The organism is Campylobacter concisus (assembly GCF_002913225.1).
Lineage (GTDB): Bacteria > Campylobacterota > Campylobacteria > Campylobacterales > Campylobacteraceae > Campylobacter_A > Campylobacter_A concisus_J.
Window position 1 is genome coordinate 35,038 of the sequence record NZ_PPAW01000011.1, and the last position, 25,889, is coordinate 60,926.

The window sequence follows — 25,889 nt, forward strand, 5'->3', positions numbered from 1 at the left end:
TTTATCTCTTCACTCATCACGCCAAATTCATCAGTTGTGTGGATGTCTAGCTTGCTTGGAGCGGTGCTGCTCTCATAAGTGATAAATTTAAAGGTATCAGAAAGCTTCTCTTGTATAACTCCGATAGGTTTAAGCGAGCGTTTTAGTAGCACGAAAACAATGGCTGAAAGTATGACTATAAAGAGCACTGCAAGGGTTAGCTGAGCTTTTAAGATAGGCATAGTATGCTTTAAAAAGGTATCCGCACCTACTGCGACAGTTGCAAGCCAGCCATCATCGTTGATAGGTAAAATTTTAGCCGTTACATCTTGGTTTTTAGAGTTTTTATATGAGATCAGACCATTTTCGTCAAATTCTTTATTGGCATATTTTTCTGAGACGACCTTTGTAACAGGCAAGATAGTGCCAACCTCTGAAGCTACGTCAGAAAAGAGCATAGTGCCATCTTTTCTCATCACATAAGCATATCCACCATCGCCAGTGTTGCCTATCTCGATGATCTTGTCGCTAACTTTTTTCACATCTATATCTATACCAACAACGCCAACAAATTTACCATTTTTATTAACAGGAGCAGTAAAACTCATAACAAGATCATTTGTAGAAGTGACCCTTGGCTCGGTATAAATTTCTTTATTTTTCTATTTTGTGCTCTTATACCAGCCTCTAGTTCTTGGATCATAGTTGTCAGCTACGGTTGTTCTTTTACCATCTGATTGGAAGAAGTGTCCATCCTCATCGCCGTAATAAATATAGCTCACTGCAGAGTTTGCGACCTTTTTTTCTGATAAGACAAAGTTCATTATCTCATCGCCACTTTGAGCGCTCTCAACGACTGATGAAATTTTCTTGATATGCTCTAAATTTTCATCAAAAAAAGTGTTTGCAACACTCTTTATATCTTTAAGGACTTGATCCTCTTTGCCACTGACAAGTTCAACGATCTTGTCCTTTGAAGTAAAATAACTCACTGCAGAGATAGCACAAAACGAGATGATGAGTAAGATCATCAAGGCTAGTGCTATCTTATTTGTGATAGAACGAAACACCTCTGCTCCTTTAAATTTTGTTTGAAATCCATTTGCAAAACAAAATCGGAGCAAAAGTATAAATGTTTATAGTGTTTTCATAAATTCGGTGCTATAAATTCCCTCGATGCGTCTTTTCATATCATCATGCCAGCCATTTGTAAGAGTAGTGAGGGCGTTAAATTTCTCTAGTAAATTTAAATTTTCACTTGGCGCGTAAAATAGCCTATTTATCTCTAAAATGCTCATATGAACTGGGTCACTTTCTACAACCTCTATCATGTCGCCCGCCTTGCACGAGCCTGGCGTAAGAACGCGGTAGTACCAGCCAGTAAGGCCTGTTTTAAAGATGTGAGTAGCCATATTTTCATTGCCCCATCTTTTTGAGAGCTTAAAGCATGGCTTTCTAGGCTGCGAGACTTGAAGCACAAGCGAGCCGATCTTATGGATATCGCCCACATAAACGCAGCTCTCATCAAGCCCATCAACGCATAAATTCTCCCCCATCGCCCCATAAGCCATATTTTTTAATCCTAAAAATTTCTCCCACTCGGCGTAGTTTGCAAATGAATTTGCAAAGACTGCCTTTTCAGGACCGCCATGATGCTTCGTATCAGCTACGCTATCGCCCTCAAAGCCAAGCTCATTTGCGAAAATTTCGCCATTTTGAGCTACTTTAAAAATAGCCGAGCTCCAAGGTAAATTTAGCTTATCAGTCGCATTTTGCGAGCCGTAGTTTTTCACATCTCCGATTAGTAAAGCTTTTAGTGTTGCCATATTTTTCCTATCAAATTTAGTTTATTCTTAAATTATTCGCATGAGTTAGCGCGATCGCGATCGCATCGGTGATATCAAGCGGTTTTATCTCTTTGTTTATGCCTAAAATTTTCTTCACCATAAATGCCACCTGCTCTTTGTCAGCCTTTGCCTTGCCAGTGACAGTTTTTTTTACTTGAAGTGGCGTATATTCGGCAAAGTCCCCATGAAGCTGCAAAATTTTAAGACTAAGCGCCCCGCGAAACTGAGCGAGCTTTAAGACCGTTTTTGGGTTGTAGGCAAAGAAGATGTCCTCTATCGCGACCTCGTCAAATTTATGGTTTTTAAAGATGAGGTCAAGCCCCTCGCAAAGCTCTGTTATTTGGTATTGAAGCGTGTTTGGCTTTATCTTTATAAGCCCAGCTTCAAGAAGAGTAGTTTTAAATTTGCTCTTTTCAAGTATCGCGTAGCCACAATTTTTCGTGCCTGGGTCTATTCCTAAAATTTTCATCACAATCTTTTCAATACTTTTTCACGACTTTTTCACGCCGTGAAAAAGTTTGTCAGAGTTTAACAAAGGTTTTATTAAATTTAAGATAAAATCGCTAATAAAATTAATTACTTCAAAAGGGTTTAAATTTGCTAGCAGACGAGATTTTAGAGCTTTTACAGACAAAAATATCAGCTAATGAATTTGACTGCTACATCAAACAATTAAAATTTAATGAAAAAGCTTCAAACGAAGATTTTATAGTTTTTAACGCCACAAGTGAATTGATGGCTAAATTTATAAAAACTAGATACGCAGAAAAGATCGCCTACCTTTACGAAGTAAAAACCGGCAAAAAGCCAGAGGTCGAGATAACAAGCCAAACAAAGCTAAAAAACATAAAACAAAGCCAAGTAAATGTAAAGCAGATCAAGGCGCAAAGCAGTATCTTAAACCCTGGATATACATTTGAAAATTTTGTCTGTGGCGACTCAAATCAGTTTGCATTTTTAAACGCAAAGGCAGTTGCAGACAAGCCTGGAGTGCTTTACAACCCACTTTTTATATATGGCACAACAGGTCTTGGCAAGACGCACTTGCTTCAGTCAGTTGGCAACTACTGCCTAGATCAAGGTAAGGTCGTCATCTGTGTGACGAGCGATCAGTTTATGATTGATTTTACCACGCATCTAAATAGCCACTCGATGACTAAATTTCGTGAGAAATACCGAAACTGCGACGTTTTACTAATAGACGATGTGCAGTTTTTAGGAAAGACGGATAAAATTCAAGAGGAGTTTTTCAACACCTTTAACGAGCTCATCGCCAAAAAAGGTCAGATCGTAATGACCTCAGACCGCCCAGCAAAGACACTAAAGGGCTTTGATGAGAGGCTAAAGTCAAGGTTTGAACAAAGCATAATGGCTGATATCACACCACCTGAACTTGATACAAAGATAGCCATCATCATCAAAAAATGTGAATTTGACAAAATTTATCTAAACAAAGAGGTGATCGACTACATTGCTACAAATATGGGCGATAATATCCGTGAGATCGAGGGCGCTATCATAAATTTAAACGCCTACGCAAGCTTGATGAGAGTTGAGATAACGCTTGAATTTGCTAAAAATACACTAAAAGATCTCATCAAAGAAAAACATGAAAATATAAATTTAGAGACCATTATAGAGATCGTTAGCAAAGAGCTAAATATCAAGCCAAGCGACATAAAAAGCAAGTCAAGAGTGCAAAACATCGTCGAGGCTAGACGCATCATCATCTACCTTGCAAAGATGCTCACTACAAATTCAATGCCACAAATCGCAAACTATTTTGGTATGAAAGACCATAGCGCCGTTAGTCACAATATAAAAAAGATAAACGAGCTCATGGAGAGCAACGAAATTTTCAACCTCAGAGTGACTGAGATAAAGAACAAAATTTTAACAAAAGGATAAAAACAGAATGAAATTCGTGAATAAATGTGAAGAAATGAAAAATTCTTTTCACATTTTAAATAACGATGCTGGCGTAAGAAAAGATGCTTTTCACACTTTCACGCTACCAACTAATACAACAAAAAGAAAATTAAAAATAAGAGGGAGTATTTAATGAAGGTTTTAATAAACAAAAACATGCTTGAGAGCATAGTAACAAACACTAATCCATATCTCGAAAAAAGAGATCTTAGTGCTATAACTTCTCACATCTATATCTCTGCAAAAGATGGAGTTTTAAACATAAAAGCAACTGATCACGAGATAGGACTAGCATATAAACTAAGCAACGCAAAGATCGTTGATGAGGGCTATGCGACTGCAAATGGTAAAAAGCTACTTGACATCATAAAAAGCCTAAAAGATGAAGAGGTAACGCTTGAAACTGTTAATAACTATCTTTACATCAAACAAAAAAACTCAAAATACAAACTTCCAATGTATAAATTTGAAGACTTCCCAGAGTTTCCAACGATAGAAGGCAAGGCTAAATTTAACATAGACGCCATAATGTTAGGCAGAAGCTTAAAGAAAATTTTGCCATGCATTGATAGCAATAACCCTAAATTTGAGCTAAACGGCGCTTTACTAGATATAAAACAAAACTATATAAATATAGTAGGCACCGATACAAAAAGGCTAGCTGTATTTAAATTTGCAAATGAAGCGAGCAATGAATTTTCACTGATCATCCCTAAAAAAGCGATAAATGAAATTCAAAAGCTATTTTTCGACAAGATAGAAATTTACTATGATGAAAACGTCCTCATCGCTCAAAGCCAAAATTTTGAGTTTTTCACAAAACTGATAAATGGCAAATTCCCTGACTATGAGCGCGTTATACCAAAAGATATCGCTATAAGATTTGAACTAAGCAGAGATAAGATGGTTGAAGGCATCAAGACTATCTCGATGCTAAGCGATCAGATGAAGATAACTTTTTCAAAAGAGAGCATCACGTTTGAGAGCATCATAGAGGACAACTCTGAAGCCAAAACGATGATAGAGTTTCAAACAGGACTTGAAGAAGATATCAGCATAAATGTAAAAAATAGAAATTTAATAGACTTCTTACAAAGCATAGAAGATGAGAAATTTGAGTTTGGATTTAAAGATAAAAATTTACCTTTCGTTGTTAGCTCAAAAGAGCTTTTAACAGTTATAAGTCCATTAAATATATAAGTTAAAAAAGGTTTATGATGGAAAATAATTACGGCGCAGAAAATATTAAAGTACTAAAAGGGCTTGAGGCGGTTAGGAAGCGCCCAGGCATGTATATAGGTGATACTAACATAAGCGGTCTTCACCACATGATCTACGAAGTCGTTGATAACTCTATCGACGAAGCGATGGCAGGATACTGCGATACGATAGATGTTGAGCTTACACGTGAGGGCTCAGCGATCATTAGCGATAATGGCCGTGGTATCCCAGTAGATATGCACCCGACTGAGAAAATTTCAGCTGCGACTGTTGTTCTAACTGTGCTTCACGCTGGTGGTAAATTTGACAAGGACACATATAAGGTCTCAGGTGGTCTTCACGGCGTTGGTGTATCTGTCGTAAATGCTCTTTCTAAAAAGCTAGTCGTAAATATCAAGCGTGATGGCAAGCTTCACAGACAAGAATTTGCAAAAGGCATCCCTCAAAGCGATCTTGAAGTGATAAAAACTACAAACCGCACAGGCACGCAAGTTGAGTTTTGGCCAGATGATAGCATATTTGAAGTGACTGAATTTGACGATGAAATTTTAGTAAAAAGATTTCGCGAGCTAGCCTATCTAAACCCAAAGATAACTATAAATTTCAAAGATCAAAGAAATGGCAGAAGTGAGAGCTTTCATTTTGAGGGCGGACTTGAGAGCTTTGTAACTGATATGAATAAGGCAAACGCTGTCAGCAAAGCGGTCTCATTTAGCGGCGGCGAAGATGATGTTATGGTTGATTTTGCACTGCTTTACAACGACACTTATAGTGAAAATTTACTAAGCTTTGTAAATAACATCAAAACTCCAGATGGCGGTACGCACGAGGCTGGCTTTAGAGCAGGCCTTACAAGAGTCATCACAAACTACGTTCAAGCAAATGCTGCTGCACGTGAAAAAGATACAAAGATAACTGGTGAAGATATCCGCGAGGGACTTATAGCAGTTGTGAGCGTAAAGGTGCCAGAGCCGCAGTTTGAGGGACAAACAAAGGGCAAACTAGGCTCAAGCTACGTAAAACCTATCGTTCAAAAGATGGTTTTTGACGTGCTTACAAAGTATTTTGAAGAAAATCCTATCGAAGCAAGAGCGATAATGGATAAAGCCCTAATGGCAGCCCGTGGTAGAGAAGCAGCTAAAAAAGCTAGGGATCTAACTCGCAAAAAAGAGAGCATGAGCGTAGGCACGCTCCCTGGCAAACTAGCTGATTGTCAGAGTAAAGACCCAGTAATTAGCGAGCTATACCTAGTGGAGGGCGACTCTGCAGGCGGTTCTGCAAAACAAGGACGTGATAGAGTTTTTCAAGCGATATTGCCACTTAAGGGTAAAATTCTAAACGTTGAAAAGGCAAGACTAGATAAAATTTTAAAATCTGATGAGATAAAAAATATGATAACAGCGCTAGGTTGTGGCATCGGAGATGAATTTGACGCTGAAAAGCTTAGATATCATAAGATCATCATCATGACCGACGCCGACGTCGATGGTAGCCACATCCAGACGCTACTTTTAACTTTCTTCTTTAGATTTTTAAATAAAGTTGTAGAAAATGGCCACATCTATCTAGCTCAGCCGCCACTTTATCGCTATAAAAAAGGTAAGAAAGAAATTTATCTAAAAGATGAAAAGGCATTAAACGAATTTCTTATAGAAACTGGCATCGAGGGCGTTGATATAGAGGGCATTGGTAGTGCGGATTTGATTGATTTTTTAAAGATCGTTGCAGCTTATAGAAGCGTCTTAAAAGAGCTTGAAAAACGCTTTAACGTCCTTTCAGCGATCCGCTATATGATAGAAAATCCAGACATCGTCTCAAAAAGCTACAATGAAATTTTTGAAATTTTGAGGGATTTCTTAAAGGCTGAGGGTCATAACATACTAAACCACTACGTTAGCGAAGATGAGGTTAGAATTTACGTCCAAACAGAGAGCGGCCTAGAAGAGCTTGTGGTAAATGAAAATTTATTTACAAATCCACTCTATGAAGAGGCGCTTTACATCAGCCAAAAGATAAAAGAGCGCGGTCTAGACTTGCATAGTGACGTTATAGATGTACTTGATGAAGTAGAGAAAAATGCGAAAAAAGGTGCATATATCCAGCGCTACAAAGGTCTTGGTGAGATGAACCCTGAGCAGCTTTGGGAGACAACTATGAATCCTGAGAATAGAAGACTTTTAAAGATCGATATAAACGACGCTATAAGCGCTTCTGACACGTTTAATCTCTTCATGGGCGATGAGGTCGAGCCAAGAAGAAACTACATCCAAGACCACGCAAAAGACGTTAAACACTTAGATATTTAAAAGGTGATCAAATTTAAATTTGACCTGGTTAGCAAAAATATAAAGGATAAAAAATGAGCGAAGAGATAGAGATAGAGATGAAATACGGCGAGAAAATTTTGAAAGAATTTGACGTAGAGAGTGACCTTGAGGTCTGGGAAAATAAACAAACAAGGGACTATGTCATAAAGATCACTCTGCCTGAATTTTGCTGCCTTTGCCCTCGCTCTGGTTATCCTGACTTTGCGACCATATACCTTGAGTACATACCAAACAAGCTTGTTGTAGAGCTAAAAGCTATAAAGCTTTATATAAATAGCTTTATGAACCGTAACATCAGCCACGAAGATAGTATAAATGAAATTTACTCTGTTTTAGAGAAAAAGCTTGAGCCTAAATTTATGAAGATAGTTGGTGACTTTAACCCACGTGGAAATGTCCATACGATTATCGAGATCAGCTCTGATCTAGTGGTAAAAAAGCCAGCTGAAGAGAAAGAATACGCTCCAAGAAGTAGGGAGAGAAGCTTTAGTGATAAACCACGTGAGAGACGTAGTACAAGCGATCGCAGCAGTAGTAGAGGCAGCAGAGATGATAAATTTAAAAAAGATGACAAGCCAAGAAGAAGCTCAAACAAAGAGGGCTTTAGAAAGATAAGCTACGCCGATGATAAGAAGCCAAAAGTAGTCAAAAAGGATAAATAATGATAAGTGCTAAGCTTATAGAACATATCTTTAAAGCAGCATCTATATCACGTTGGAACGACTATCCAAAGATGACAAATTTAGTCGAGCTTGACAAGCAGGCTCATAAATTTATCATCGCTTATTTCATAGCAAAACAAGAGCAAAATGCCGACATGAACTACATCATCGAGGCTGGAATTTTTGAGTTTTTAAGCAGGGTCGTAGTCACAGACATACGCCCTGACGTCTTTCACCACATCCAAAAGACAAAAAAAGAGCAGATAAATAGCTGGGTTTTAAGTAACCTTGAGACACTCATCTCAGATATCGAGGGTGGCGAGTTTTTAGAGAGATTTAAAAACCACTATAAAAACGACAAAACTCACGAAAAAGAGCGCCTCATCTTAAAAGCAGCGAGCTATCTTGCCACGAGGTGGGAATTTTCTATCGTCTATCAAACGAGCCAGTTTTTAAGCGATATCGACGAGCTTAAGGCGAAGGTTGAGGAGGAGATGGAAGATTATTACGAGTTAATTGGCGTTAGAAAGATCGCTATGAATCAAAAGCTAGCCCGTCTTGTTGATCTAAGTGGCAGACTAAGGTTTCAAAAGCGCTGGGCACAAACGCCTCGCATCCCTGAAACTGCGGTCTTAGGACATATGCTAGTTGTTGCGATACTTAGCTATTTTTACTCACTAAAAGCAAAAGCTTGCAAAAAACGCCTAGAAAATAACTTCTTTTGTGCCCTTTTTCACGACCTACCAGAGAGCCTTACAAGGGATATCATAAGCCCTGTAAAATACGGCGTAAAGGGGCTAAATGAGATCATCAGCGAGTATGAGATGAGGCTTATTGATGAGAGGATTTTGCCATTTGTGCCAGAAAAGATCAGAGATGAGTTTAGCTACATCCTAGGTATCAGAAAAGATGGCGAGAAATTTATCAAAGATGAGTTTGAAAATAGAACATTCGAGCGCAAGATCATCTGCCACGAAGGGACTATGGAGAACGTCAATGAGGATAAATTTAACCCGATCGATGGCAAAGCGCTAAAGTACTGCGATAAGCTCTCAGCCTACATCGAAGCTGGAATTTCTATAAGCTACGGCGTCAAGTCTAAAGAGCTAACTGACGGCTTTAATAATATGTATAAATTTTTTAGCGAAAAACCTAAGATCGATGGAGTGGATTTTTTAGAAATTTGCGATGATTTTAATAAGCATTTTGGTTTAGAAAGACCCCCTCTCAGATGACTGCGGCACACACTTAATACAAGTGCTCTGCTGTGTTCCCACCCTGAAGCGGTGCTCATAAAAAGCATTGCACAGGTCTAAGAAGGAGCTTCGCAATCATACAAAAACTATACTTAAATTTAGTTTTATAGTTACATTTTTTAAAATTTAGCTTTAAGAGTATATAATCTCATATAAATTTCACCAAAAGTAGGGCAATGCCAGGAAAGATCAAACTTCGTTTTTTATCGGCCTTTAGGGATTTTTTCATCTATCACCACAAGTCCTTAGAGTTTCGTGCCAAAATTTTTGCTGCGATTATCTCGGCTAAATTTGACCCAGATGAGGATGATTTTTTCATCTTAAATGACATCGTAAATGAAATTTATGAAAACGATCAGACTAGAAAAGACTTCTTAATCCAAACCGTTAGAGAGTACGTGGCAAGGGTCAAAAGAAATGATAGGATCACGCTTGATACGCTTCTTTTAAGCATAGATAAAGATATGAAAGACCACAAAAGATATGCTAAAAAGATAGACTTTTCGCACCTTCGCCGCTTGATGAGTGGCTGTGAGGAGGAAATTTTAGTGCAGCAAAGGGTCTATGAGTTTTTGATAAACGAGGTCAAGCTCTACTCGCAAAGTGCTTAAATTTCACTCAAATTTAATCAAAAATTTCTTGTAGCTTGTAGCTAAATTTTCTCGTTTTTAGCCTTTATTTTCTCTATTTAGCTCGCTAGTTTGGGCGATTTATGACCAAGAATTCGAAATAACACTTCATCAGCTAAATTTACATTGATAAATGTGCATTATTTTTTGATAAAGCTGTTGCCAAGATAAAAAATTAAGCGCATAGATTAGCCATATTATGATGAGAGGTGTGGGATGTAGCTTCTTAGTGGCACTTGCTTGCTACCCTGCAAAGGGCAAGAGCCTAAAGTAAGCCATAGGGCTTTTAAAAGAGTATATTTATTAGGTCGTTAGAGAGTATCGACACAAAACTAGGCAAAAACCGCCTACTTTGGCACGGAGTGAAGTAAATTTAAGCTGCTTTTTGCACGGCGGCTGAGTGGGTTATGATGTCGTGTAAATTTAGCTTGTCTTTTCTAAAAAAGCAAAGGCAAAGTCCGATGATGCTAAAGCCAGCAAATGCAAAGCAAATTTGACGCAAGATCGCGTGAAAAAAGCTTAGCTTTCTACCGGTTTTTAGGTTTATTAGATAAATTTCTTGTGCTTTATAGCCCGGAGTTTGTGCTTTTATGCTAAAAAAAAGGCACATTATAAATGATATGATGCTATTTACCACAAAGATGGCAAGCTGGTTGTTTAAAAATTCCTCTTTACCGCCAAGAACGAGATATGTGCTGATGTAAAATACTGGCATACCGATGATAAAAAGATCGATGATAAAGGCCTTTGCTCTAGCCCAGATAGGTGCGATTTTTGCCTTTTGTTTTGCCAAGTCAATTTCCTGTTTTTATAAAATTCGATTAAATTTCTCAACATCATGCGTGACGCAAAGCATAGTAGAGGTGCGTGAGACCTCGCACCAGTGCTTATAAATATCAAGCTTTTTTATCTCGCTTTTTAGCACACCAAAACAGCCTATATGAACGCTAAGATTTTTGATCTTAGCAGACGTTTTTTGCTGATTTCTTGCATCAAACTAGCTCAACGCCTTTGCCACTTACCACTTCGCCGATCACGTAGCCATCGCTATTTGCTAAGACAGCATCAACGTTTTCTTTAGGCACAACAATGATCATACCAACGCCCATGTTAAATGTCCTCATCATCTCGCTATCTTCTACTTTTTGAGCTAGGATTTTAAAAATTTCATGCGTTTTTATAACGCTTTTTTGCACCTTCGCACCAAGTCCAGCAGGAAAGACGCGAGGCAAGTTTTCAACTATGCCACCACCCGTTATATGCGCCATCGCTGTGATCTTATCTTTTAATCTTAAAAAGTCGCTCACGTAAATTCTAGTTGGCTCAAGAAGCACGTCGATGAGTTTCTTATCGCCCACTTTTTCATCAAATTTTAGCCCGAGTTCGCTTACCACTTTTCTTGCAAGCGAAAAGCCATTTGAGTGCAGGCCGCTACTTGGAAGTGCGACTAAAACGTCACCAGATTTTACAAATTTGCTCCTGTCGATCTCGTCAGCCTCGGCGATACCCACGGCAAATCCAGCAAGGTCAAAGTCACCCTTTTCATACATCGACGGCATCTCAGCTGTCTCACCGCCGATCAGCGCACACTGCGCCTTTTTGCAGCCATTTGCGATGCTTTTTACCACCTCTTTGGCGCTTTCTATCTCAAGTTTTGCAGTCGCGTAGTAGTCGAGGAAAAAGAGTGGTGTGGCGAAGTTGCAGATGAGGTCATTTACGCACATGGCGACTAGATCCTCGCCAACGCCATCAAATTTCTTAGCGTCGATAGCTAGGCGAAGCTTCGTGCCAACGCCGTCAGTCGCGCCTAAAATGGCTGGATTTTTATATCCGCTTGGCAGTCTGACCGCACCTGAAAATGATCCGATGCCGCCTATGACGTTTGGTGTTTGCGTAGATTTTACGAAAGGCTTGATCGCCTCAACAAAGCTGTTTCCAGCATCTATATCGACTCCGGCATCTTTATAACTTATCATTTTCACCCTTTTGGTTATTTTTTAAAACTTTAGCCAAAAGTTGCTAAAATTGTTATCAATTTTCAAAAATGGAGCGACTTTGCAGAAATTTCCAAACGCCTACGTCATCACAGGCTCGATCGCTAGCGGCAAAAGCACAGTTGTAAATTTACTAAAAGAGCGAGGATTTAGCGTGATAGATGCGGACTTGATCACCCACGAGCAGCTTGAAATTTGCAAAGGCGAGATCGTTAGAGAGTTTGGTGAGCAAATTTTAGATGAGACTGGCAGGATAGAGCGCAAAAAACTGGGCGCCATCGTCTTTAACGAGCCAAAAAAGCTTAAAAATTTAGAGCAAATTTTACATCCAAAGATAAAAGCTGAAATTTTATCAAAGGCCTTGCAGCTTGAGCGCTTAGGGGAGATTTATTTTGTCGATATCCCTTTGTTTTTTGAAAAAGAGGAGCGTTACAGCGAATTTAAAAATGTAGCCGTGATCTATGCACCAAAAGAGCTTTTGATAAGCCGTCTAATGAACCGAAATGCTCTAAATTTAGAAGCTGCAAAAGCTAGAGTAGAGCTTCAGATGGATATCGAGCAAAAGAAAAAAATGGCAAAATTTGTTATCGATAATAGCAATGACAGGAAGAATTTACAGCTCGAGCTAGAGAAATTTCTAAGGCAAATTTGCGCTATTTCTTGATAAATTTACTAGCAAATTTATATGTTTGCATGGCCTCTTTACTACCCAAATCCCAACTATCAAGCTCAGCTTTTACTAAATTTGGAAATTTTTTGCTTATATCTTTTAGAGCGTTGCCAACCGACTTTCTAAGATACTCGCTCTCGTCTTCTTTTAGGCTGGCTAGGCGTCTAATGGCCTCATCTGGGTTATCTTTAAAATAGGGTCTGTTTGTCCATATCCTAAGGCCCTCTGTTACGGCTCTTTTTTGCATTTGCGTTGCCATTTTTTAGCCACTCATCAATGGTAAAAAGTGCCTGCTCGTAGCCAATTTTCTTGCAAAACTCGTCAAATGCCTTTGCTAGCACCTCTTGAACCCTCCAGTTTTCATCTTTTGAGACTTCATCTCTCATAAACGCCAAAATTTCTTCACTATCTGATAGGTGCCCAAAGAGAAAAACCGCATACATCCGCACTTGATAGACATTCGAGCCGTATGCTATGTATGCAAGCTCTTTGCAGCGCTCTGCTCCCTTTGCTTTATAGTCAGCCAAAGCCCTACTTTCTTGCTCTTTAAAGCCATTTTCTATCAAAGAAAACTCTTTTTCTAAATTTAAGATACAGCTCTTCAAAGTGGCTCCTTTAAAATCACTAATAACTCTTATCTAAATTTTAGTAAAATCACGCAAAAAATAGAAGGATGGCTCATGCAAGTCTCAAAATATAACGCTAGCGGCAACGATTTTGTCATATTTCATACATTTTTGAGCAAAGATAGAAGCGAGCTTGCAAGACAAATTTGCAGCCGAACAAACGGCGTGGGAGCTGACGGACTAATAGTACTTTTGCCTTATGAAAAGGGCGTGAAATGGGAGTTTTACAACAGCGACGGAAGCTACGCTGCGATGTGTGGTAACGGCTCGCGCGCGGCTGCTAGATATGCCTATCTAAACGGCCTTGTAAGTTCAAGCGAATTTGCCTTGCTGACTGGCAGCGGCGAGGTGATGGCAAGCGTGAAAGATGAGTGCGTCGAGATCGTGCTAACAAGTCCAAAGATTTTAAGCGAGCCACTAAATGAAAACGGCAAAACTTGGTATTTTTACGATACTGGCGTGCCTCACCTTGTAAATTTCACGCAAAATTTAGATGAATTTGACGTCAAAGCGTGCAGGGCGCTTCGTCAAAAGTACAATGCAAATGTAAATTTAGCCAAATTTGAGGGCGGAGTTTTAAAGGTAAGAACCTATGAAAGGGGCGTGGAGGACGAGACGCTAGCTTGTGGCACTGGCATGGCGGCTTGCTTTTACGGAGCTACTTTAAATTTAAATGCAGCACAATGTCTAAAAGTCTATCCAAAAAGCGGCGAAGAGCTTGGACTTAGGCTAGAAAACGGCAAAATCTTATTTAGCGGAGCGGTGAAACACTGCTTTGATACGAGTATCGAAATTTAGCTATTTTGGTTGCTGGTAGTTAAATTTGGGTAGTAGTTTGTAAAAGTCGCGGGCTAAATTTCATATCAAATTTTGTGTAAAACAAAGAGTTTTTAGAGTTTTTGTTATTAAATTTTAAAGTGTATAAAAAAGAAGATCTCCGCCGAAGCGGAGAAAAGGTTTATTTCAAAGCATCTTTTGCTTGTTTTGCAAGTGCCGCAAATGCCTTCGCGTCATTCATAGCTAGATCAGCTAAAATTTTTCTATCAAGTTCGATCTTAGCTTTATTTAAGCCGTTGATAAATCTTGAATAGCTAATGTCGTTTAGTCTGCAAGCTGCGTTGATACGAACGATCCATAAACGTCTGAAATCACGTTTTTTCTGGCGTCTGTCGCGATATGCATAAACTAAACTTCTCTCTAGTTGCTCTTTAGCTTTTCTAAAGTGTTTATGTCTAGCACTGAAAAAGCCACGTGCTAGCTTTAAAACTTTCTTATGGCGTCTTCTTCTAACTACGCCTGTTTTTACTCTTGCCATATTTATCCTTTTACAAATTGGCGCTCACGAAGTGAGTCTTGCCCCTAAATTTGGGGGAGTTTGAATGACTTTTTTGTCAAAAACTTAAATCTACAGCTGCTTATACGCCGAGCATTTTGCGAACGGCTGGGACATTTGTGCTGTCCACGTATTGTGGGCCACGCAAATCTCTCATACGCTTACTAGGTTTTTTTGTTAAGATATGGCTTCTAAAAGCAGAGCCTCTTTTTATCTTATTTTTACCTACTTTAAAGCGCTTAGCAGCACCGCGAACGGTTTTCATCTTTGGCATGCTAATCCTTTTTGAAATTTTATACGCAAGTGCGTAAGATTTGGATTATATCGAAAAATCCTTTAGAAAATTTAAATTTCACTTAGACAAAATTTGCAATAAATTTACATTTAACTTAAAAAAATTTTAAAAATCGTAACTAATTTATTAAATTTGGCATATAATTACATATGAAAATTTTATTTTACTAAAGGAGTAAAAATGAAAAGCAAAATTCTCGCATCAATCGTCGCTATGAGTGCGATTTTAGGCACAAGTAGCTTGGCATGCACTACCATTTTAGTAGGAGATAAAGCTTCAAATGATGGCTCTATGTTAGTAGCTAGAAGCGCGGATAGCAAGGCTATAAAGGCACAGGTCTTTTTGATACATCCAGCTACGAAAAACCAAACTGGCATGCATAGCTCAAAAGCTCATGACGGCGCAAATGACTTTACATATCCGCTTCCAAAAGATGGTATGAGATACACAACCATTGCAAACTCACACACCAAGCTTCACGGAGCAGTCGGCTACAACGAGGCTGGCGTTGGACTAAGCGGCACTGAGACCATTTACGCAAAAGATGAGCTTTTAAAGATCGACCCATATAACGAAGAGACTGGCATCACAGAAGATGACATCCCAGATGTGCTTTTGCCACGCATTAAAAGTGCAAAAGAAGGCGTTAAGCTTCTTGGCGAGATAGTTGAGACAAAAGGCGCTGGCGAGGGCTTTGGCGTGGTATTTATCGACGCAAACGAGCTTTGGTACTTTGAAACTGGCACAGGCCATAAATGGATCGCTTCAAAGATCCCACAAGATGAGTACTTTGTCACTGCAAACCAAGGCAGACTTCACGCTTATAAAGAGAATGATCCAAATTTCATGGGTGCAAAAGATGTGATTAAATTCGCGATCGACAACAAGACTTATGACCCTGCAAAAGACGGAGAATTTAACTTTACAAAGGCCTATACAAGGGACGATGAAAGAGATGTGACTTACAACTACCCACGCGTTTGTTGGGTGCAAAGTATGTTTAATCCAAGCCTAAAACAAGACTTTGCTGACGGTCAGAAATTTCCAGTATTTTTAAAACCAGAGAAAAAACTAAGTATTGAGGATCTAAAAGCTGCGATGAGAGCCCACTACGACGGCACTGCGTTTGATAACTACGCTAGCAAAGATGAAGATAAGAAAAACATCTACCGCGCTATAAGCGTCTTTAGAACATACGAGTCTCACGTCATGCAAGTGCGCCCATGGCTACCAAAAGAGATCGGCCGTGTAACCTACGTAGCTCTTGGTATGGCCGATCTTAGCGTTTATTTGCCGTATTACGAGGGGCTTGATGGCTTTATAAAAGGCTACTCTGATGGCTCTTATGATGCTGATGACACTTCGATATACTGGGTTTATAGAAAGCTTCAAACCCTTGTGATGACTGATTATGAGAAGTATTCGCCAGTGGTTAAAGAGGCTTACGCTAAATTTGAAAAAGAGTTGGCGGTAAAACAGGCTAAATTTGAAGATGAGTATGTAAAACTTTACAAAAAAGATAAGAAAAAAGCGGACAAACTCTTAAATGAATTTAGCCAAAAGACTATGCAAGAGGCTAAAGATCTAACACAGGAGCTTACAAACAAGGTCTTTACTATGCTGACAGCTGATATGGATGCTAAGCTAAAATCCCTAAATAAAGGCAAAAAAGACTAAATATTCTGGGCGCGAAATTTAGTAGCGCCCAAACTTTAAACAAAAATTTGGCAAAGAGCGTTTATAATGCGACAAAAATTCACTACAAAGGAAAAACGCTGATGCCTTGTCCCATGCGTAAAGCTCATTAATCTCGGCAAAAAACATATCAGCGATTTTCAAAAAACACGCAAATTTTTAAATGATTTTACATTTTTTCACATTGAGATAAATCCATTTTTGCTAGCAGGTCCGCTGCATTGTAACTGCATCTTTAATAACAAAGCTAAGCAATGCTTGAAATTTGGCAAGGACCTTTTTAGCAGGGTTTTTTATAAATTTTACTTTAGTTTAAGAAGAAGCGGGTGTCATCCGCCGTGTTTGAGGTGACAAATTTTGTGCTTTGCACAGTTTTATAGTAGTCCGCAGAGCGAATTTTCGTCTGCAAATTTAAATTTATAAAGGATAAAAATGATAAAAAGTTATGTTTTAGGTTTCCCAAGAATCGGAGAAAAAAGAGAGTTAAAGCGCGCGTTAGAGGGCTTTTGGGCTGGTAAAGAGGGCTTTAGCGAAGAGAATTTGCAAGAGACTGCAAAGACGCTTCGCCAAAGACACTGGAAATATCAACAAGACGCTGGCATTTGGGCTATTAGCGTTAATGATTTTTCATTTTACGACCTAATGCTTGATAACATCATCGCTTTTGGCGCTACACCTCCAAGATTTGCAAATTTAAGCGGCTTGGAGCAATATTTTGCTTGCTCAAGAGGCAACAAAAATGGCGTTGCGATGGAGATGACAAAGTGGTTTAACACAAACTACCACTACATCGTGCCAGAGCTTAGCAGCGAGAGCAAATTTAGCCTAAAAGCGGACAAAATTTTAAATGAATACAAAGAGGCGAAGGCTAACGGAGTAAAAGGCAAGGTAAATTTGATCGGCCCTATCACGTTCTTGGCTCTTTCAAAGACGACTGACGGCAGCTGCCCATTTAAGCACCTTGACGCTCTTGTAGGCGAGTATAAAAAGCTACTTGAGCAAATTTCTAAGCTTGATGATGAAATCTTAGTGCAGTTTGACGAGCCGATCTTTGTAACTGACAAAAACGAAAGCGACCTTTTGCCACTTATCACAAAGGTTTATAACGAGCTAATAGGCGTTGCTAGCAACATCAAGATCGTGTTTGCGACATATTTTGAGCATGCGATCAAGGCAGTTAGCGAAGTGGCTAAAACTAAAATTTATGGCATCGCGCTTGACTTCATCCATGGCAAGAGAAATTTCGAGGCACTTGAGACTATCAAAAACAGCCATTTGACGCTATTTGCAGGTGTGATTGACGGCAGAAATATCTGGAAAAGCAACATCGATGAAAAAGTAAAACTTGTAGGTGAAATTTCAGAAAAAATAGGCGGAAAAGACCTTTATATCGGTACTTCATGCTCACTTCTACATGTGCCATACACTCTAAAATATGAAGAGAATTTAAACCCAGAGATCAAAAGCTGGCTAAGCTTTGCGGTTGAGAAGCTTGACGAGATCAAGATCATCACAAAACTAGCAAACGGCGAGAAGCTTGATGAGAGCGAAACAAAAATTTACGAAGAGAACAAAAATGCTGTTAAAACTCGCGCCACTTCAAAGCTCATCCACTCTGAAATCGTTCAAAATCGCGTTAAAAATTTAAGCAAATTTGAGCGTGAGGAGAAATTTGAAGACCGCATAAAAATCCAACGCGAAACGCTAAAATACGGCATATTACCAACAACAACGATAGGCAGCTTCCCTCAAACAGTTGATCTTCGCGTACTTCGCCAAAATTTCAAAAAAGGCGAGATCGACGCGGCTGCTTATGAAGCAGGCATCAAAAAATATATCGATCACTGCGTGAAATTTCAAGAAGATATCGGCCTAGACGTGCTAGTACACGGCGAACCAGAGAGAAACGACATGGTTGAGTACTTTGGCGAGCAGATCAGCGGTTACGCATTTAGCCAAAATGGCTGGGTACAAAGCTACGGCAGCCGCTGCGTCAAGCCACCACTTCTCTTTGGTGACGTGAGCCGCCCAGAGCCGATGACTGTTAAGTGGATGAAATACGCTCAAAGTATCACAAAACACGTAATGAAGGGCATGCTAACTGGACCTGTAACGATGCTAAACTGGAGCTTTGTGCGTGACGATCTTCCAAGAAGCGAGGTAGCAAAACAGCTTGCACTTTGTATCTATGACGAGATCGCAGACCTTCAAAATGCTGGCATCAGAGTGATCCAAGTCGATGAGGCAGCGTTTAAAGAGGGCTATCCGCTAAGAGCTGAAAATATCCCAGCTTATGAGAAATTTGCGGTTGATTGCTTCAAGCTTTCAGTAAGCTCAGCAGAGGCAAAAACTCAGATCCACACGCATATGTGCTACTCTGAATTTAACGATATCATAAAGACCATTGAGGCTATGGACGCTGATGTTATAAGTATCGAGACTGCAAGAAGTGGCAACGAGCTACTTAAAATTTTCAAAGCCGTTGGCTACAAACAGGAGGTCGGACCTGGCGTTTACGACATCCACAGCCCACGCGTGCCAAGTGTCGAGGAGATCGTCGCTCAGATCAAAGCTCTGCTTGAGGTCTTGCCAAAAGAGCAACTCTGGATCAACCCTGACTGCGGCCTAAAAACCAGAAAATGGGAAGAGGTCGAGCCAAGCCTTAAAAACATGGTAGAAGCTGTCAAGATCGTAAGAGGTCTATAAAATTTAATTAAAAAGGATTTGAAAAATGAAAAGGATTTTTCTATTTGTAATATTAGTTATCTTTGCGTCCGGATGTAGTTCTGGACGCCACTCTATACCACTCAACAAAGGTGCGTATAAGCAAACAAATATCTATAGTATTAGCGAGACTTTAAATTTAGAAGCTGCCAAAAAAGAGCTAGCAGACTTTGAAAATGTGAGGCTTGAATTTGGCTCAAACGACCAAAATAAAAGCGTCATCAAGGCAAATGTAAAGGTTCAAAGATTTATCACTGATAGCGGAGATATAAAGGGCTATTGCCAAGAGGCTTTTGTCGCCGTCATAAAAAGATATATGATAGCTGCTAAAAAGCAAAATGCCGACGTGGCAAATATCGTAAGCTTTTGGCGAGCCGATGCGAAATACCTAAAAGACGAGTTTGTCTGCATGTCGTCAAAAAGTTCTGTTGGCGTGGTGATGAGGGCTGATCTAGTTCAAAAGTGAGAAAATGCTAAAAGAGAAAATTTTAAATAAAGAAAAAGGGCTCGTGCTATATGGCCTTACACCGCCAAAGGCTGAATTTGAAGAGGCAAAGCTGCGTGAGATCTCAGAGCGATGGACGGGGCGGATAAATGATATCAAGGCCGACGGGCTCGTGCTTTACGAGGTTCAAGACGAGAGCGAGAGAAATGATAGCGAGAGGACATTTGAGTTTAGTGGGACGCTAAGCCCAGAAATTTACTACAAAAGGTACCTAAACGTCACAACGCCTAGTATATTTTACCGCGTGGCTAGCGGATACGGTGAGGATGAATTTCACGCAGCACTTAAGGCTCAAAGCTCAAATTTAAACGTACTAGTTGGAGCAACTTCAAGCACGCAAAAAGTGAGGCTAAATTTAGCTCGCGCCTACGAGATCGCTAGCGAATTTAAAGAGTTGGCAGTAGGCGGTGTCTGTATCGCAGAGCGCCACGGCAAAAAGGGCGATGAACCACAAAGGATGCGTGAAAAGATCGCAGCTGGAGCTAAATTTTTCATATCACAAGCGATATTTGACGCACAGCTAACGCGTAAATTTTTAGAGGATTGCGCGGCTGCAAAGATAAGCGAGCCGATATTTCTTACATTTAGCACAGCGGGCAATGCAAAAACGCTTGAATTTATCAAATGGCTCGGAGTGAGCGTGCCAAGCTCGGTCGAAGAGAGGCTAAATTTAAGCTCTGACTACTTAGCTAGTAGCTGTGAGATCATCAAAGAAATTTGGTGCGAGCTAAAGAAATTTGGCGATGAAAATGGGCTAAATTTAAGCATAAATATAGAAAGTGTAATGGCAAAACGCGCCGAGATAGAAGCGAGCCTGGAGCTTGCAAAAAGCATAAGAGAGTTGGTGTAAAGCCAGCTCTTGTTATAAATTTCTACAAATTCTTTCTTAATGGTGTAATGCCGCCACTAATCCACAAAGAATAGTTGTAATAATTAGCGATTTTTGGCTTCTTTGTTACAAATTAAAAAAGCCATATTGATAGCAGACAAACTGTTTTGATGGTCAGTGGATAATACTAAATTTATTTGTAGTAAAAACGATATATTTTCGTAAAAAGTGCTTTGTAATAGGCGATATAACTTGCTTATATTGTGAAAAAAGACGCTACTTTATCAAAAGCCTATCCTAGGATGCTTTGAAAAAAATAATGAGTTAATAAAAGATTGTTACAAGTTGTCAAACGGGTGCAGGATTTAAGCAAATTTGATCCAAAAGTATAGAATTTTAGCTTCAAACAAGATCTAAATTTTAACTAAACCCTCTCACTCCACCTTATATCCAGTGCCTCGCACAGTTTTTAGGCAGATGGCTGGGGTTTTTGCTCTTATCTCCCGTACGAGCGATCTTATGCGGTCTTGAGATAATGTCTCGTTTTTGTATAGGTGATGGTCTATCTCGTCGTAGGTGACGACGTGGGGTGAGTTTTTGCATAAAATTTCAAGCAGCTGGTTCTCTTTTTTGCCAAGGTAGATGACCTTATCATTATCTCTTATGCATTGTGACTCTTTATCAAAGACCAGGCCATTTTTTAGCTCAAATTTAGAGCCCAAAAGCACCTTACAAAGCCTAAAAACGTGAAATAAAAACTCTTCAGGGCAAAATGGCTTAATGATAAAGTCATTAACCCTAGCGTAGTAAATCCTCTTAAAAACGCTAGGGACGCTAACGTCTAGCAAAAGCATAATGGGAGTGATATTTTGGCTATCTCTTATAAATTTAACCAGATCGAGGTTTAAATTTCTAGCCTTTACGTCAAAAACGTAAAGATCGTATCTGTTGCCGCACTCAAAGTCTTTGATGACTTCACTGGCGCTTTTGAGCTGGATCATCCTAAACCCAAAGCGGTAAAGCGATGCATTTAGGATGACATTTTGCTCAAAGTCGCTTGAGAGCAACAAGATCTTCTTCATCAGCCAGCCATGCCACCGCCAGCTGGTTTTTTGGCATCTTTTTCAGCCTTTTGTTTTATAAATTCCTCTTCTTCTTTTGTAGGTTTGTACTCATCTTTGAAGAATTTTTGCTTAGTTTCGATCCTCTTTTCAAGCATCTTCTTGTCATAAATTTTATATGACGGCTTCCAATACTCAAGATAGTTTCTAAAGCCAGCGCCGTGACCTGCGTCGTAGTGGCAGCTTACGCATTTTAGCTCTTTAGGAGTGTCAAGGAGCTTTTTGTAGTGAGCGTGCATCTTTTGGGCTTGCGCTGAGGTTTTGTTGCTATCTATTACATTTGTATGGCAGCTTGTGCAGCCGTTGTCAAAGACGAAATGCTCGCGGTTTTTGAGGTTTTTATGCCAATCAATAGCGTTAGGATCGCCAAAGAAGTGCACCCAGCCCTCTAAAATGCCATTTTTCGCCTTTGTTAGGGCGTATTTTGCGATGTTGTCATGTGGTATGTGGCAGTCGACGCATCTAGCTTTGATGCCTGTTTTGCCGTTGCCGCTGTGGACGTCGTCGTTATAGGCTATGACCATAGGATCCATCTCGTGACAAACTACGCAGAATTTATCCCCACTTGTCTCATCAAGCGCATAATGAACTGGTAAAACGACTAAAAATCCAACAATTCCACTTATTAATATGATAAGCGCTAGTAATTTTTTTGAAATTTTCATGGTGTTACCCCCATCCATTGCGGAACTTCATGCGCGTGGCACTCAGAACACATGTTTGTAGATGGTTTGTGCTCGTTGTGGCACTCGTCGCAGTACAAAGTCGGACCATCGTGAACAGAGTTGTGAGGGTTTGCCTTTAGAGTATCCATAAATTTTAGCCTCTGGGCTAAAAGCTTTTTACTCTTATGACAGGATAGACAGCCAGCGTCGCCGATCGCTTTAAATTTGCTAGGATCATCGCCTTGGTTTTGGTGACAATCAACGCAGTCAAAGCTTAGATGTTCGTGATGAGGTTTGATCTTATACTTGGCTCTTAGCTCATCAGAGACTGCTATTTTTGTGACGTTTAGATCGCCCTTTGGCATATCAGCACCAAAGAGATGAAGCGAAAATAAACAGGCAAAAATAGCGATGAATTTAAGCTTATTCATACCCTTTTCCTTTCTTTTAAGATTTTATAAACATCAAATTTCAACGGAAAACTAATATTTTTGCTTAAACTTACTTTTATGAAATTATAGTCTTCGCTTGATTAAATCTGCATTAATAATATTAAAATATAGACCAGTTTTATGAAGTTGAATTTCAAAGAAAATGACAATTAAGCTAAATAAAATGGAAAATAAAATATAATCCCAAATCTTTGGTCCCGTAGCTCAGTTGGTAGAGCACTACCTTGACATGGTAGTGGTCGATGGTTCGAGTCCATTCGGGGCCACCATTCCTACTTTTTATATCAATTTATACTCATTTATTTTTATTTATAGAAGTCCTAAATTTAGCTTCTAAAAAGCATTTTTTAATTTATATTAATTTATAAATATTTATACTTATTTACAATCAAAGTGTATAACAAAATGTATAACTAAGGAATAAACATGCCTAAAATTTTAAACATCTCGCAGGTAAAAAAACTAACCCACGATGACAAAAAGCTTAAAAATCACTCCATTGATAGCACTTGCTCACTTTACCTTGCTTGTTTTGACAATGGCACTAAAATTTATAAGATGCGCACAAAAAGTGGCTATATAACGATAGGGCGGTATGAGGATATAAGTTTAGCAGAAGCAAGGGATATGGCAAAGAGCATGCGAAAAGAAAAGCTTGGCTTAGCAGTAAAGAGCAAAGCCCTTGGCGAGTGCTTTTATGAGTGGCTAGATATAAAGATACCACACATTGATGACGAAAAGACAAGACAGAAACGTCGTAAGCAGATAAATAGGGTAAATAAGCACATTTTAAAGCCACTTGGTAGCAAAAATATTAGTGAGATAACAAAGCAGGATATTTTGGATGCAACTAAGGGTGTGAGCTTAGAGAGTGCAAAGAAAATTTTAACAACGCTAAGATATGTTTTTAAATTTGCTAGGGGAAATGGTTTTGTAAAGGATATTAGCTTTTTGCTTGAAATAATAGAGGACAAAAGAGATATTTTTGTAAATAAAAAGGTTGAGCATAGAAAGGGTATAACAAGCGAGCTTAGGTTAAAAGAGATAATCACCTGCGTCCATGAAGCAAGGATAAACCAAGTGGTTAAAAATATGTTTTTCTTTAACCTTTTAACCGCACAGCGCCCCCACCAAATAAGAGAGCTTACGTGGGATAGGGTAGATTTGCAAAAAGGGCTTATCTACTTTTACGAAGAGCAAAACAAGACTGGGCTAAATGTGAGATTGCCGCTATCAAAGCAAGCGATAGAAATTTTAAATTTTCAGCGTGCTATTAATGATAACGGCAAGGCAGTCTTTAAATCCCCTTTTAACTCACGTGTTAGCGGTCAAGCCTTTTGCGATGCTGTGCTTTTAAAAACGCTAAAAAGTATCGGCATAAACGACCTTCACGCACACGGCTTTCGCGCTACTTTTGCTACCTTTGCGATCCGCGCAAATGAGGGTAACAAAGCGATGTTTGAAAAAAGAGTGATAGATGAGATATTGCTTCACACGGTAGGCAGTGACGTGGATAAGGCTTATTTTAGGGATTTTAACACGAGTGAGCAACTTCGTGTTTTACAATGGTGGGATAATTTTTTATTTGAGCTTTGCGGTTTTAAATTTTGCCAAATCAGCCTCTAACCAATCAAGCGGATAGCGGATAACGCCGTTCATCTCGATGTATCTGGGGACAAATTCATACTTATTTTTGTTTTTTGGCATACGCATAAGGGCTAAAATGTTGCTGTTTTTAGAATAACCCAAAAACTCCGTAGCCTCTTTTTGGTTTAATAGCCTTTGGTCCATTTCTTATCCTTTATATAATCTTTCAAATCTCGCAAAACGTGCCGTAAATAGCGTACGTCGCATTTAAATAAAAGAGCTTGTATTTGCTCGACTAGCTTTGTTTTTTTATTGTGTGCCTCACAAAACGCCTCTAGGCTTGCAAGGGTTGCTAAGTGTTTTTCTCTTTCTGGGCTACTCATTTGTTCTCTATCCCCTCTTTTTCTAAACTAGGCTTACGCTTCCAAGCCCACCACTCCAGTCCGCCATAGCTATCTCGCTCTAACCAATCCTCTGTGTCCGTAAAAGTTATCCAACCGTTCCAACACCGCAAGCCATAAACTTCGTTATAATCTATGTTGGCGACGACGGATATGACATCCCAATCTATGTTGCCTTTACCACTATACACAGGGTTTTCGGGTACACTCCAGTCTCTTATGTATCTTAGGTAGTATTCATCTACCTTGTGGTTGCCTATGAGGTCTAGTGTTTCTTGTTTAAAGTTAGCCATTGAGTAACTCCTTATCTTGATAAATACTACCTATAATCTTAAATCCACAAAGATGCCATAGTGGGCAGAAACCTTCTGTAGGATGCTCTATGCCATATGTTTTATATGTATTACCCCAGACTACTACTGCTTTAAAGCCTTGAAAGACTTTAACATTATCCTTTACACCACACTCTATTATCTGCCCTGAGTATATTTCGTTTTCGTTATCGTCTAGGTAATTAGTAAGCTCCATTAGCACGAATTGTCCTGCCTGAAAATCAGTCCATTCGTCTTTACCTTCTAACTCTTTTTCTGATACTATGATTTCCTGAACTGACCCATCCCAGTTAAGACCTAGTCTATCAACATCAATTATCTTGTCATACTCTTTAATATAAGCTCTATATTTCAATGGTCTCATTCAGTAACCCCTCATTTTCATAAATATTGCCGATAACTTCTAAATTATGCTCGGCTGTCACCTGGTAAAGCTCATACACCTCATTTGTGAGGCCTTTTAGACTTTTCAGCCCAAAGCTAGCCTTATCCTCTCGCCAGACCACTTGGGCTCTATCTGTACTTCTTTTATCATATAAGTATTTTACCGACACAATATGCCCCCCATAAATTTCTTTGCCGTTTTTGTCTTTATACCCCGTATATTGAAGTAGTTCGACCTTGCGAAGAGAGACCTCGAAGCTTGTTTGCTCTTTTTCACTCCAAAGCGTAACTATTTCGCTCGCAAAATTTAGATCCATCACTTCATATATTCCCCTCGGATATTTTTCGTATCCTAGTGTTATCCCGTTTGGTAATCTTTTGTCGGAGCATAAAAATGCCCTAAATTTAGTTTCTCTCATTGTTTTT

General features: G+C 39.3%; 29 protein-coding genes, 1 tRNA gene and 1 other RNA gene. 14 read left to right on the top strand and 17 right to left on the bottom strand.

Annotated elements, in window-relative coordinates:
- Window positions 1-641 precede the first annotated feature (641 nt).
- The 3 genes from CYP26_RS10385 to ruvC all read right to left on the bottom strand — a co-directional run bounded on the left by CYP26_RS10385 (window position 642) and on the right by ruvC (window position 2,301).
- A complete protein-coding gene (locus CYP26_RS10385; protein WP_258031357.1) occupies window positions 642-1,049 on the bottom strand; it encodes a PDC sensor domain-containing protein in 408 nt (135 codons plus the stop codon).
- Window positions 1,050-1,115: 66 nt separating this feature from the next.
- Window positions 1,116-1,805 (bottom strand): MOSC domain-containing protein, encoded by a 690-nt coding sequence (locus CYP26_RS01075; RefSeq protein ID WP_103630046.1) that lies wholly within the window; start codon window positions 1,803-1,805, stop codon window positions 1,116-1,118.
- A gap of 16 nt (window positions 1,806-1,821) precedes the next feature.
- Window positions 1,822-2,301, bottom strand: coding sequence for a crossover junction endodeoxyribonuclease RuvC (gene ruvC, locus CYP26_RS01080; protein ID WP_103567041.1), 480 nt, complete (start codon window positions 2,299-2,301; stop codon window positions 1,822-1,824).
- 122 nt (window positions 2,302-2,423) lie between these two features.
- On the opposite strand from ruvC, the gene dnaA reads away from it, so the two are divergent.
- From dnaA to CYP26_RS01105, 5 genes are all read left to right on the top strand, one after another.
- The gene (dnaA, locus tag CYP26_RS01085) at window positions 2,424-3,734 is read left to right on the top strand and encodes a chromosomal replication initiator protein DnaA (RefSeq protein WP_103630047.1); all 1,311 of its coding nucleotides are present in this window, start codon (window positions 2,424-2,426) and stop codon (window positions 3,732-3,734) included.
- Window positions 3,735-3,887: 153 nt separating this feature from the next.
- Window positions 3,888-4,955, top strand: a complete 1,068-nt coding sequence (gene dnaN, locus CYP26_RS01090) for a DNA polymerase III subunit beta (RefSeq protein WP_021087099.1) — start codon at window positions 3,888-3,890, stop codon at window positions 4,953-4,955.
- A gap of 17 nt (window positions 4,956-4,972) precedes the next feature.
- Window positions 4,973-7,282, top strand: a complete 2,310-nt coding sequence (gene gyrB / locus CYP26_RS01095) for a DNA topoisomerase (ATP-hydrolyzing) subunit B (protein ID WP_103581634.1) — start codon at window positions 4,973-4,975, stop codon at window positions 7,280-7,282.
- 53 nt (window positions 7,283-7,335) lie between these two features.
- A complete protein-coding gene (gene queF / locus CYP26_RS01100) occupies window positions 7,336-7,965 on the top strand; it encodes a preQ(1) synthase (protein WP_258031358.1) in 630 nt (209 codons plus the stop codon).
- Window positions 7,965-9,200: an HD domain-containing protein gene (locus CYP26_RS01105; RefSeq protein WP_103630048.1), complete on the top strand. Its 1,236-nt coding sequence runs from the start codon at window positions 7,965-7,967 to the stop codon at window positions 9,198-9,200. The genes queF and CYP26_RS01105 overlap by 1 nt, the downstream gene beginning before the upstream one ends.
- Here CYP26_RS01105 and ffs read toward each other — a convergent pair.
- Window positions 9,187-9,284, bottom strand: an RNA gene (gene ffs / locus CYP26_RS01110) — signal recognition particle sRNA small type. The genes CYP26_RS01105 and ffs overlap by 14 nt on opposite strands.
- A gap of 113 nt (window positions 9,285-9,397) precedes the next feature.
- Here ffs and CYP26_RS01115 point away from each other — a divergent pair.
- Window positions 9,398-9,832 (top strand): hypothetical protein, encoded by a 435-nt coding sequence (locus CYP26_RS01115; protein ID WP_103630049.1) that lies wholly within the window; start codon window positions 9,398-9,400, stop codon window positions 9,830-9,832.
- Between the two features lie 391 nt (window positions 9,833-10,223).
- Here CYP26_RS01115 and CYP26_RS01125 read toward each other — a convergent pair whose 3' ends face one another.
- Window positions 10,224-10,643 carry an RDD family protein gene (locus CYP26_RS01125; RefSeq protein ID WP_103616692.1) on the bottom strand — a complete coding sequence of 140 codons (420 nt, stop codon included), beginning with the start codon at window positions 10,641-10,643 and terminating at the stop codon, window positions 10,224-10,226.
- A 199-nt stretch (window positions 10,644-10,842) separates the two neighbouring features.
- A complete protein-coding gene (gene purM / locus CYP26_RS01130) occupies window positions 10,843-11,826 on the bottom strand; it encodes a phosphoribosylformylglycinamidine cyclo-ligase (protein ID WP_103630050.1) in 984 nt (327 codons plus the stop codon).
- 79 nt (window positions 11,827-11,905) lie between these two features.
- Between purM and coaE the strand changes: the two genes are divergently transcribed.
- Entirely contained in the window at window positions 11,906-12,508 is a 603-nt protein-coding gene (gene coaE / locus CYP26_RS01135) for a dephospho-CoA kinase (protein ID WP_103630051.1), read from the top strand.
- Here coaE and CYP26_RS10390 read toward each other — a convergent pair.
- Both CYP26_RS10390 and CYP26_RS10395 read right to left on the bottom strand, forming a co-directional pair.
- Window positions 12,498-12,761, bottom strand: coding sequence for a hypothetical protein (locus CYP26_RS10390; RefSeq protein WP_258031359.1), 264 nt, complete (start codon window positions 12,759-12,761; stop codon window positions 12,498-12,500). The genes coaE and CYP26_RS10390 overlap by 11 nt on opposite strands.
- A complete protein-coding gene (locus tag CYP26_RS10395; RefSeq protein ID WP_258031360.1) occupies window positions 12,730-13,119 on the bottom strand; it encodes a hypothetical protein in 390 nt (129 codons plus the stop codon). Before CYP26_RS10395 ends, CYP26_RS10390 begins: the two co-directional genes overlap by 32 nt.
- Before the next feature lie 75 nt (window positions 13,120-13,194).
- Here CYP26_RS10395 and dapF point away from each other — a divergent pair, with 75 nt between their 5' ends.
- Window positions 13,195-13,938 (top strand): diaminopimelate epimerase, encoded by a 744-nt coding sequence (gene dapF, locus CYP26_RS01145; RefSeq protein WP_103630052.1) that lies wholly within the window; start codon window positions 13,195-13,197, stop codon window positions 13,936-13,938.
- Between the two features lie 160 nt (window positions 13,939-14,098).
- Here the strand turns inward: dapF and rplT are convergent, their stop codons facing one another.
- Window positions 14,099-14,455 (bottom strand): 50S ribosomal protein L20, encoded by a 357-nt coding sequence (rplT, locus tag CYP26_RS01150; RefSeq protein ID WP_004317321.1) that lies wholly within the window; start codon window positions 14,453-14,455, stop codon window positions 14,099-14,101.
- A 100-nt stretch (window positions 14,456-14,555) separates the two neighbouring features.
- Entirely contained in the window at window positions 14,556-14,747 is a 192-nt protein-coding gene (rpmI, locus tag CYP26_RS01155) for a 50S ribosomal protein L35 (RefSeq protein ID WP_012000969.1), read from the bottom strand.
- Window positions 14,748-14,948: 201 nt separating this feature from the next.
- On the opposite strand from rpmI, the gene CYP26_RS01160 reads away from it, so the two are divergent.
- The 4 genes from CYP26_RS01160 to CYP26_RS01180 all read left to right on the top strand — a co-directional run bounded on the left by CYP26_RS01160 (window position 14,949) and on the right by CYP26_RS01180 (window position 20,542).
- Entirely contained in the window at window positions 14,949-16,445 is a 1,497-nt protein-coding gene (locus tag CYP26_RS01160) for a C69 family dipeptidase (protein ID WP_103630053.1), read from the top strand.
- Window positions 16,446-16,895: 450 nt separating this feature from the next.
- The gene (metE, locus tag CYP26_RS01170) at window positions 16,896-19,169 is read left to right on the top strand and encodes a 5-methyltetrahydropteroyltriglutamate--homocysteine S-methyltransferase (RefSeq protein WP_103630055.1); all 2,274 of its coding nucleotides are present in this window, start codon (window positions 16,896-16,898) and stop codon (window positions 19,167-19,169) included.
- Window positions 19,170-19,194: 25 nt separating this feature from the next.
- A complete protein-coding gene (locus CYP26_RS01175; protein ID WP_103630056.1) occupies window positions 19,195-19,653 on the top strand; it encodes a hypothetical protein in 459 nt (152 codons plus the stop codon).
- 4 nt (window positions 19,654-19,657) lie between these two features.
- Window positions 19,658-20,542 (top strand): methylenetetrahydrofolate reductase, encoded by an 885-nt coding sequence (locus CYP26_RS01180; RefSeq protein WP_103630057.1) that lies wholly within the window; start codon window positions 19,658-19,660, stop codon window positions 20,540-20,542.
- A 413-nt stretch (window positions 20,543-20,955) separates the two neighbouring features.
- On the opposite strand, the gene CYP26_RS01185 is transcribed toward CYP26_RS01180, so the two are convergent.
- From CYP26_RS01185 to CYP26_RS01195, 3 genes are read right to left on the bottom strand one after another with little or no spacing between them, the layout of a single operon-like run.
- Window positions 20,956-21,603 carry a response regulator transcription factor gene (locus tag CYP26_RS01185; RefSeq protein WP_103630058.1) on the bottom strand — a complete coding sequence of 216 codons (648 nt, stop codon included), beginning with the start codon at window positions 21,601-21,603 and terminating at the stop codon, window positions 20,956-20,958.
- On the bottom strand, window positions 21,603-22,307 hold the full coding sequence (locus tag CYP26_RS01190) for a cytochrome c3 family protein (RefSeq protein ID WP_103630059.1): 705 nt from the start codon (window positions 22,305-22,307) through the stop codon (window positions 21,603-21,605). Before CYP26_RS01190 ends, CYP26_RS01185 begins: the two co-directional genes overlap by 1 nt.
- Entirely contained in the window at window positions 22,304-22,738 is a 435-nt protein-coding gene (locus CYP26_RS01195) for a cytochrome c3 family protein (RefSeq protein ID WP_103630060.1), read from the bottom strand. Before CYP26_RS01195 ends, CYP26_RS01190 begins: the two co-directional genes overlap by 4 nt.
- Window positions 22,739-22,952: 214 nt before the next feature.
- On the opposite strand from CYP26_RS01195, the gene CYP26_RS01200 reads away from it, so the two are divergent.
- Both CYP26_RS01200 and CYP26_RS01205 read left to right on the top strand, forming a co-directional pair.
- Window positions 22,953-23,028: transfer RNA gene (locus CYP26_RS01200), tRNA-Val, on the top strand.
- 157 nt (window positions 23,029-23,185) lie between these two features.
- The gene (locus CYP26_RS01205) at window positions 23,186-24,385 is read left to right on the top strand and encodes a tyrosine-type recombinase/integrase (RefSeq protein ID WP_103630061.1); all 1,200 of its coding nucleotides are present in this window, start codon (window positions 23,186-23,188) and stop codon (window positions 24,383-24,385) included.
- On the opposite strand, the gene CYP26_RS01210 is transcribed toward CYP26_RS01205, so the two are convergent.
- The 4 genes from CYP26_RS01210 to CYP26_RS10160 form a co-directional block, all read right to left on the bottom strand.
- Window positions 24,341-24,550 (bottom strand): hypothetical protein, encoded by a 210-nt coding sequence (locus CYP26_RS01210; RefSeq protein ID WP_103630062.1) that lies wholly within the window; start codon window positions 24,548-24,550, stop codon window positions 24,341-24,343. The genes CYP26_RS01205 and CYP26_RS01210 overlap by 45 nt on opposite strands.
- A 175-nt stretch (window positions 24,551-24,725) precedes the next feature.
- Window positions 24,726-25,040: a hypothetical protein gene (locus tag CYP26_RS01220; protein WP_103615276.1), complete on the bottom strand. Its 315-nt coding sequence runs from the start codon at window positions 25,038-25,040 to the stop codon at window positions 24,726-24,728.
- The gene (locus CYP26_RS01225) at window positions 25,033-25,443 is read right to left on the bottom strand and encodes a YopX family protein (RefSeq protein ID WP_103615277.1); all 411 of its coding nucleotides are present in this window, start codon (window positions 25,441-25,443) and stop codon (window positions 25,033-25,035) included. The genes CYP26_RS01220 and CYP26_RS01225 overlap by 8 nt, the downstream gene beginning before the upstream one ends.
- A complete protein-coding gene (locus CYP26_RS10160) occupies window positions 25,424-25,882 on the bottom strand; it encodes a YopX family protein (RefSeq protein WP_180995827.1) in 459 nt (152 codons plus the stop codon). The genes CYP26_RS01225 and CYP26_RS10160 overlap by 20 nt, the downstream gene beginning before the upstream one ends.
- Window positions 25,883-25,889 lie beyond the last annotated feature (7 nt).

Bases quoted from the DNA above. Each gene is read 5' to 3' on its own strand.
- CYP26_RS01075 (WP_103630046.1), bottom strand. From the start codon at position 1,805: ATGGCAACACTAAAAGCTTTACTAATCGGAGATGTGAAAAACTACGGC.
- dnaN (WP_021087099.1), top strand. From the start codon at position 3,888: ATGAAGGTTTTAATAAACAAAAACATGCTTGAGAGCATAGTAACAAAC.
- gyrB (WP_103581634.1), top strand. From the start codon at position 4,973: ATGGAAAATAATTACGGCGCAGAAAATATTAAAGTACTAAAAGGGCTT.
- queF (WP_258031358.1), top strand. From the start codon at position 7,336: ATGAGCGAAGAGATAGAGATAGAGATGAAATACGGCGAGAAAATTTTG.
- CYP26_RS01105 (WP_103630048.1), top strand. From the start codon at position 7,965: ATGATAAGTGCTAAGCTTATAGAACATATCTTTAAAGCAGCATCTATA.
- CYP26_RS01115 (WP_103630049.1), top strand. From the start codon at position 9,398: ATGCCAGGAAAGATCAAACTTCGTTTTTTATCGGCCTTTAGGGATTTT.
- purM (WP_103630050.1), bottom strand. From the start codon at position 11,826: ATGATAAGTTATAAAGATGCCGGAGTCGATATAGATGCTGGAAACAGC.
- CYP26_RS10390 (WP_258031359.1), bottom strand. From the start codon at position 12,761: ATGCAAAAAAGAGCCGTAACAGAGGGCCTTAGGATATGGACAAACAGA.
- dapF (WP_103630052.1), top strand. From the start codon at position 13,195: ATGCAAGTCTCAAAATATAACGCTAGCGGCAACGATTTTGTCATATTT.
- rplT (WP_004317321.1), bottom strand. From the start codon at position 14,455: ATGGCAAGAGTAAAAACAGGCGTAGTTAGAAGAAGACGCCATAAGAAA.
- rpmI (WP_012000969.1), bottom strand. From the start codon at position 14,747: ATGCCAAAGATGAAAACCGTTCGCGGTGCTGCTAAGCGCTTTAAAGTA.
- CYP26_RS01160 (WP_103630053.1), top strand. From the start codon at position 14,949: ATGAAAAGCAAAATTCTCGCATCAATCGTCGCTATGAGTGCGATTTTA.
- metE (WP_103630055.1), top strand. From the start codon at position 16,896: ATGATAAAAAGTTATGTTTTAGGTTTCCCAAGAATCGGAGAAAAAAGA.
- CYP26_RS01175 (WP_103630056.1), top strand. From the start codon at position 19,195: ATGAAAAGGATTTTTCTATTTGTAATATTAGTTATCTTTGCGTCCGGA.
- CYP26_RS01180 (WP_103630057.1), top strand. From the start codon at position 19,658: ATGCTAAAAGAGAAAATTTTAAATAAAGAAAAAGGGCTCGTGCTATAT.
- CYP26_RS01185 (WP_103630058.1), bottom strand. From the start codon at position 21,603: ATGAAGAAGATCTTGTTGCTCTCAAGCGACTTTGAGCAAAATGTCATC.
- CYP26_RS01190 (WP_103630059.1), bottom strand. From the start codon at position 22,307: ATGAAAATTTCAAAAAAATTACTAGCGCTTATCATATTAATAAGTGGA.
- CYP26_RS01195 (WP_103630060.1), bottom strand. From the start codon at position 22,738: ATGAATAAGCTTAAATTCATCGCTATTTTTGCCTGTTTATTTTCGCTT.
- CYP26_RS01205 (WP_103630061.1), top strand. From the start codon at position 23,186: ATGCCTAAAATTTTAAACATCTCGCAGGTAAAAAAACTAACCCACGAT.
- CYP26_RS01210 (WP_103630062.1), bottom strand. From the start codon at position 24,550: ATGGACCAAAGGCTATTAAACCAAAAAGAGGCTACGGAGTTTTTGGGT.
- CYP26_RS01220 (WP_103615276.1), bottom strand. From the start codon at position 25,040: ATGGCTAACTTTAAACAAGAAACACTAGACCTCATAGGCAACCACAAG.
- CYP26_RS01225 (WP_103615277.1), bottom strand. From the start codon at position 25,443: ATGAGACCATTGAAATATAGAGCTTATATTAAAGAGTATGACAAGATA.
- CYP26_RS10160 (WP_180995827.1), bottom strand. From the start codon at position 25,882: ATGAGAGAAACTAAATTTAGGGCATTTTTATGCTCCGACAAAAGATTA.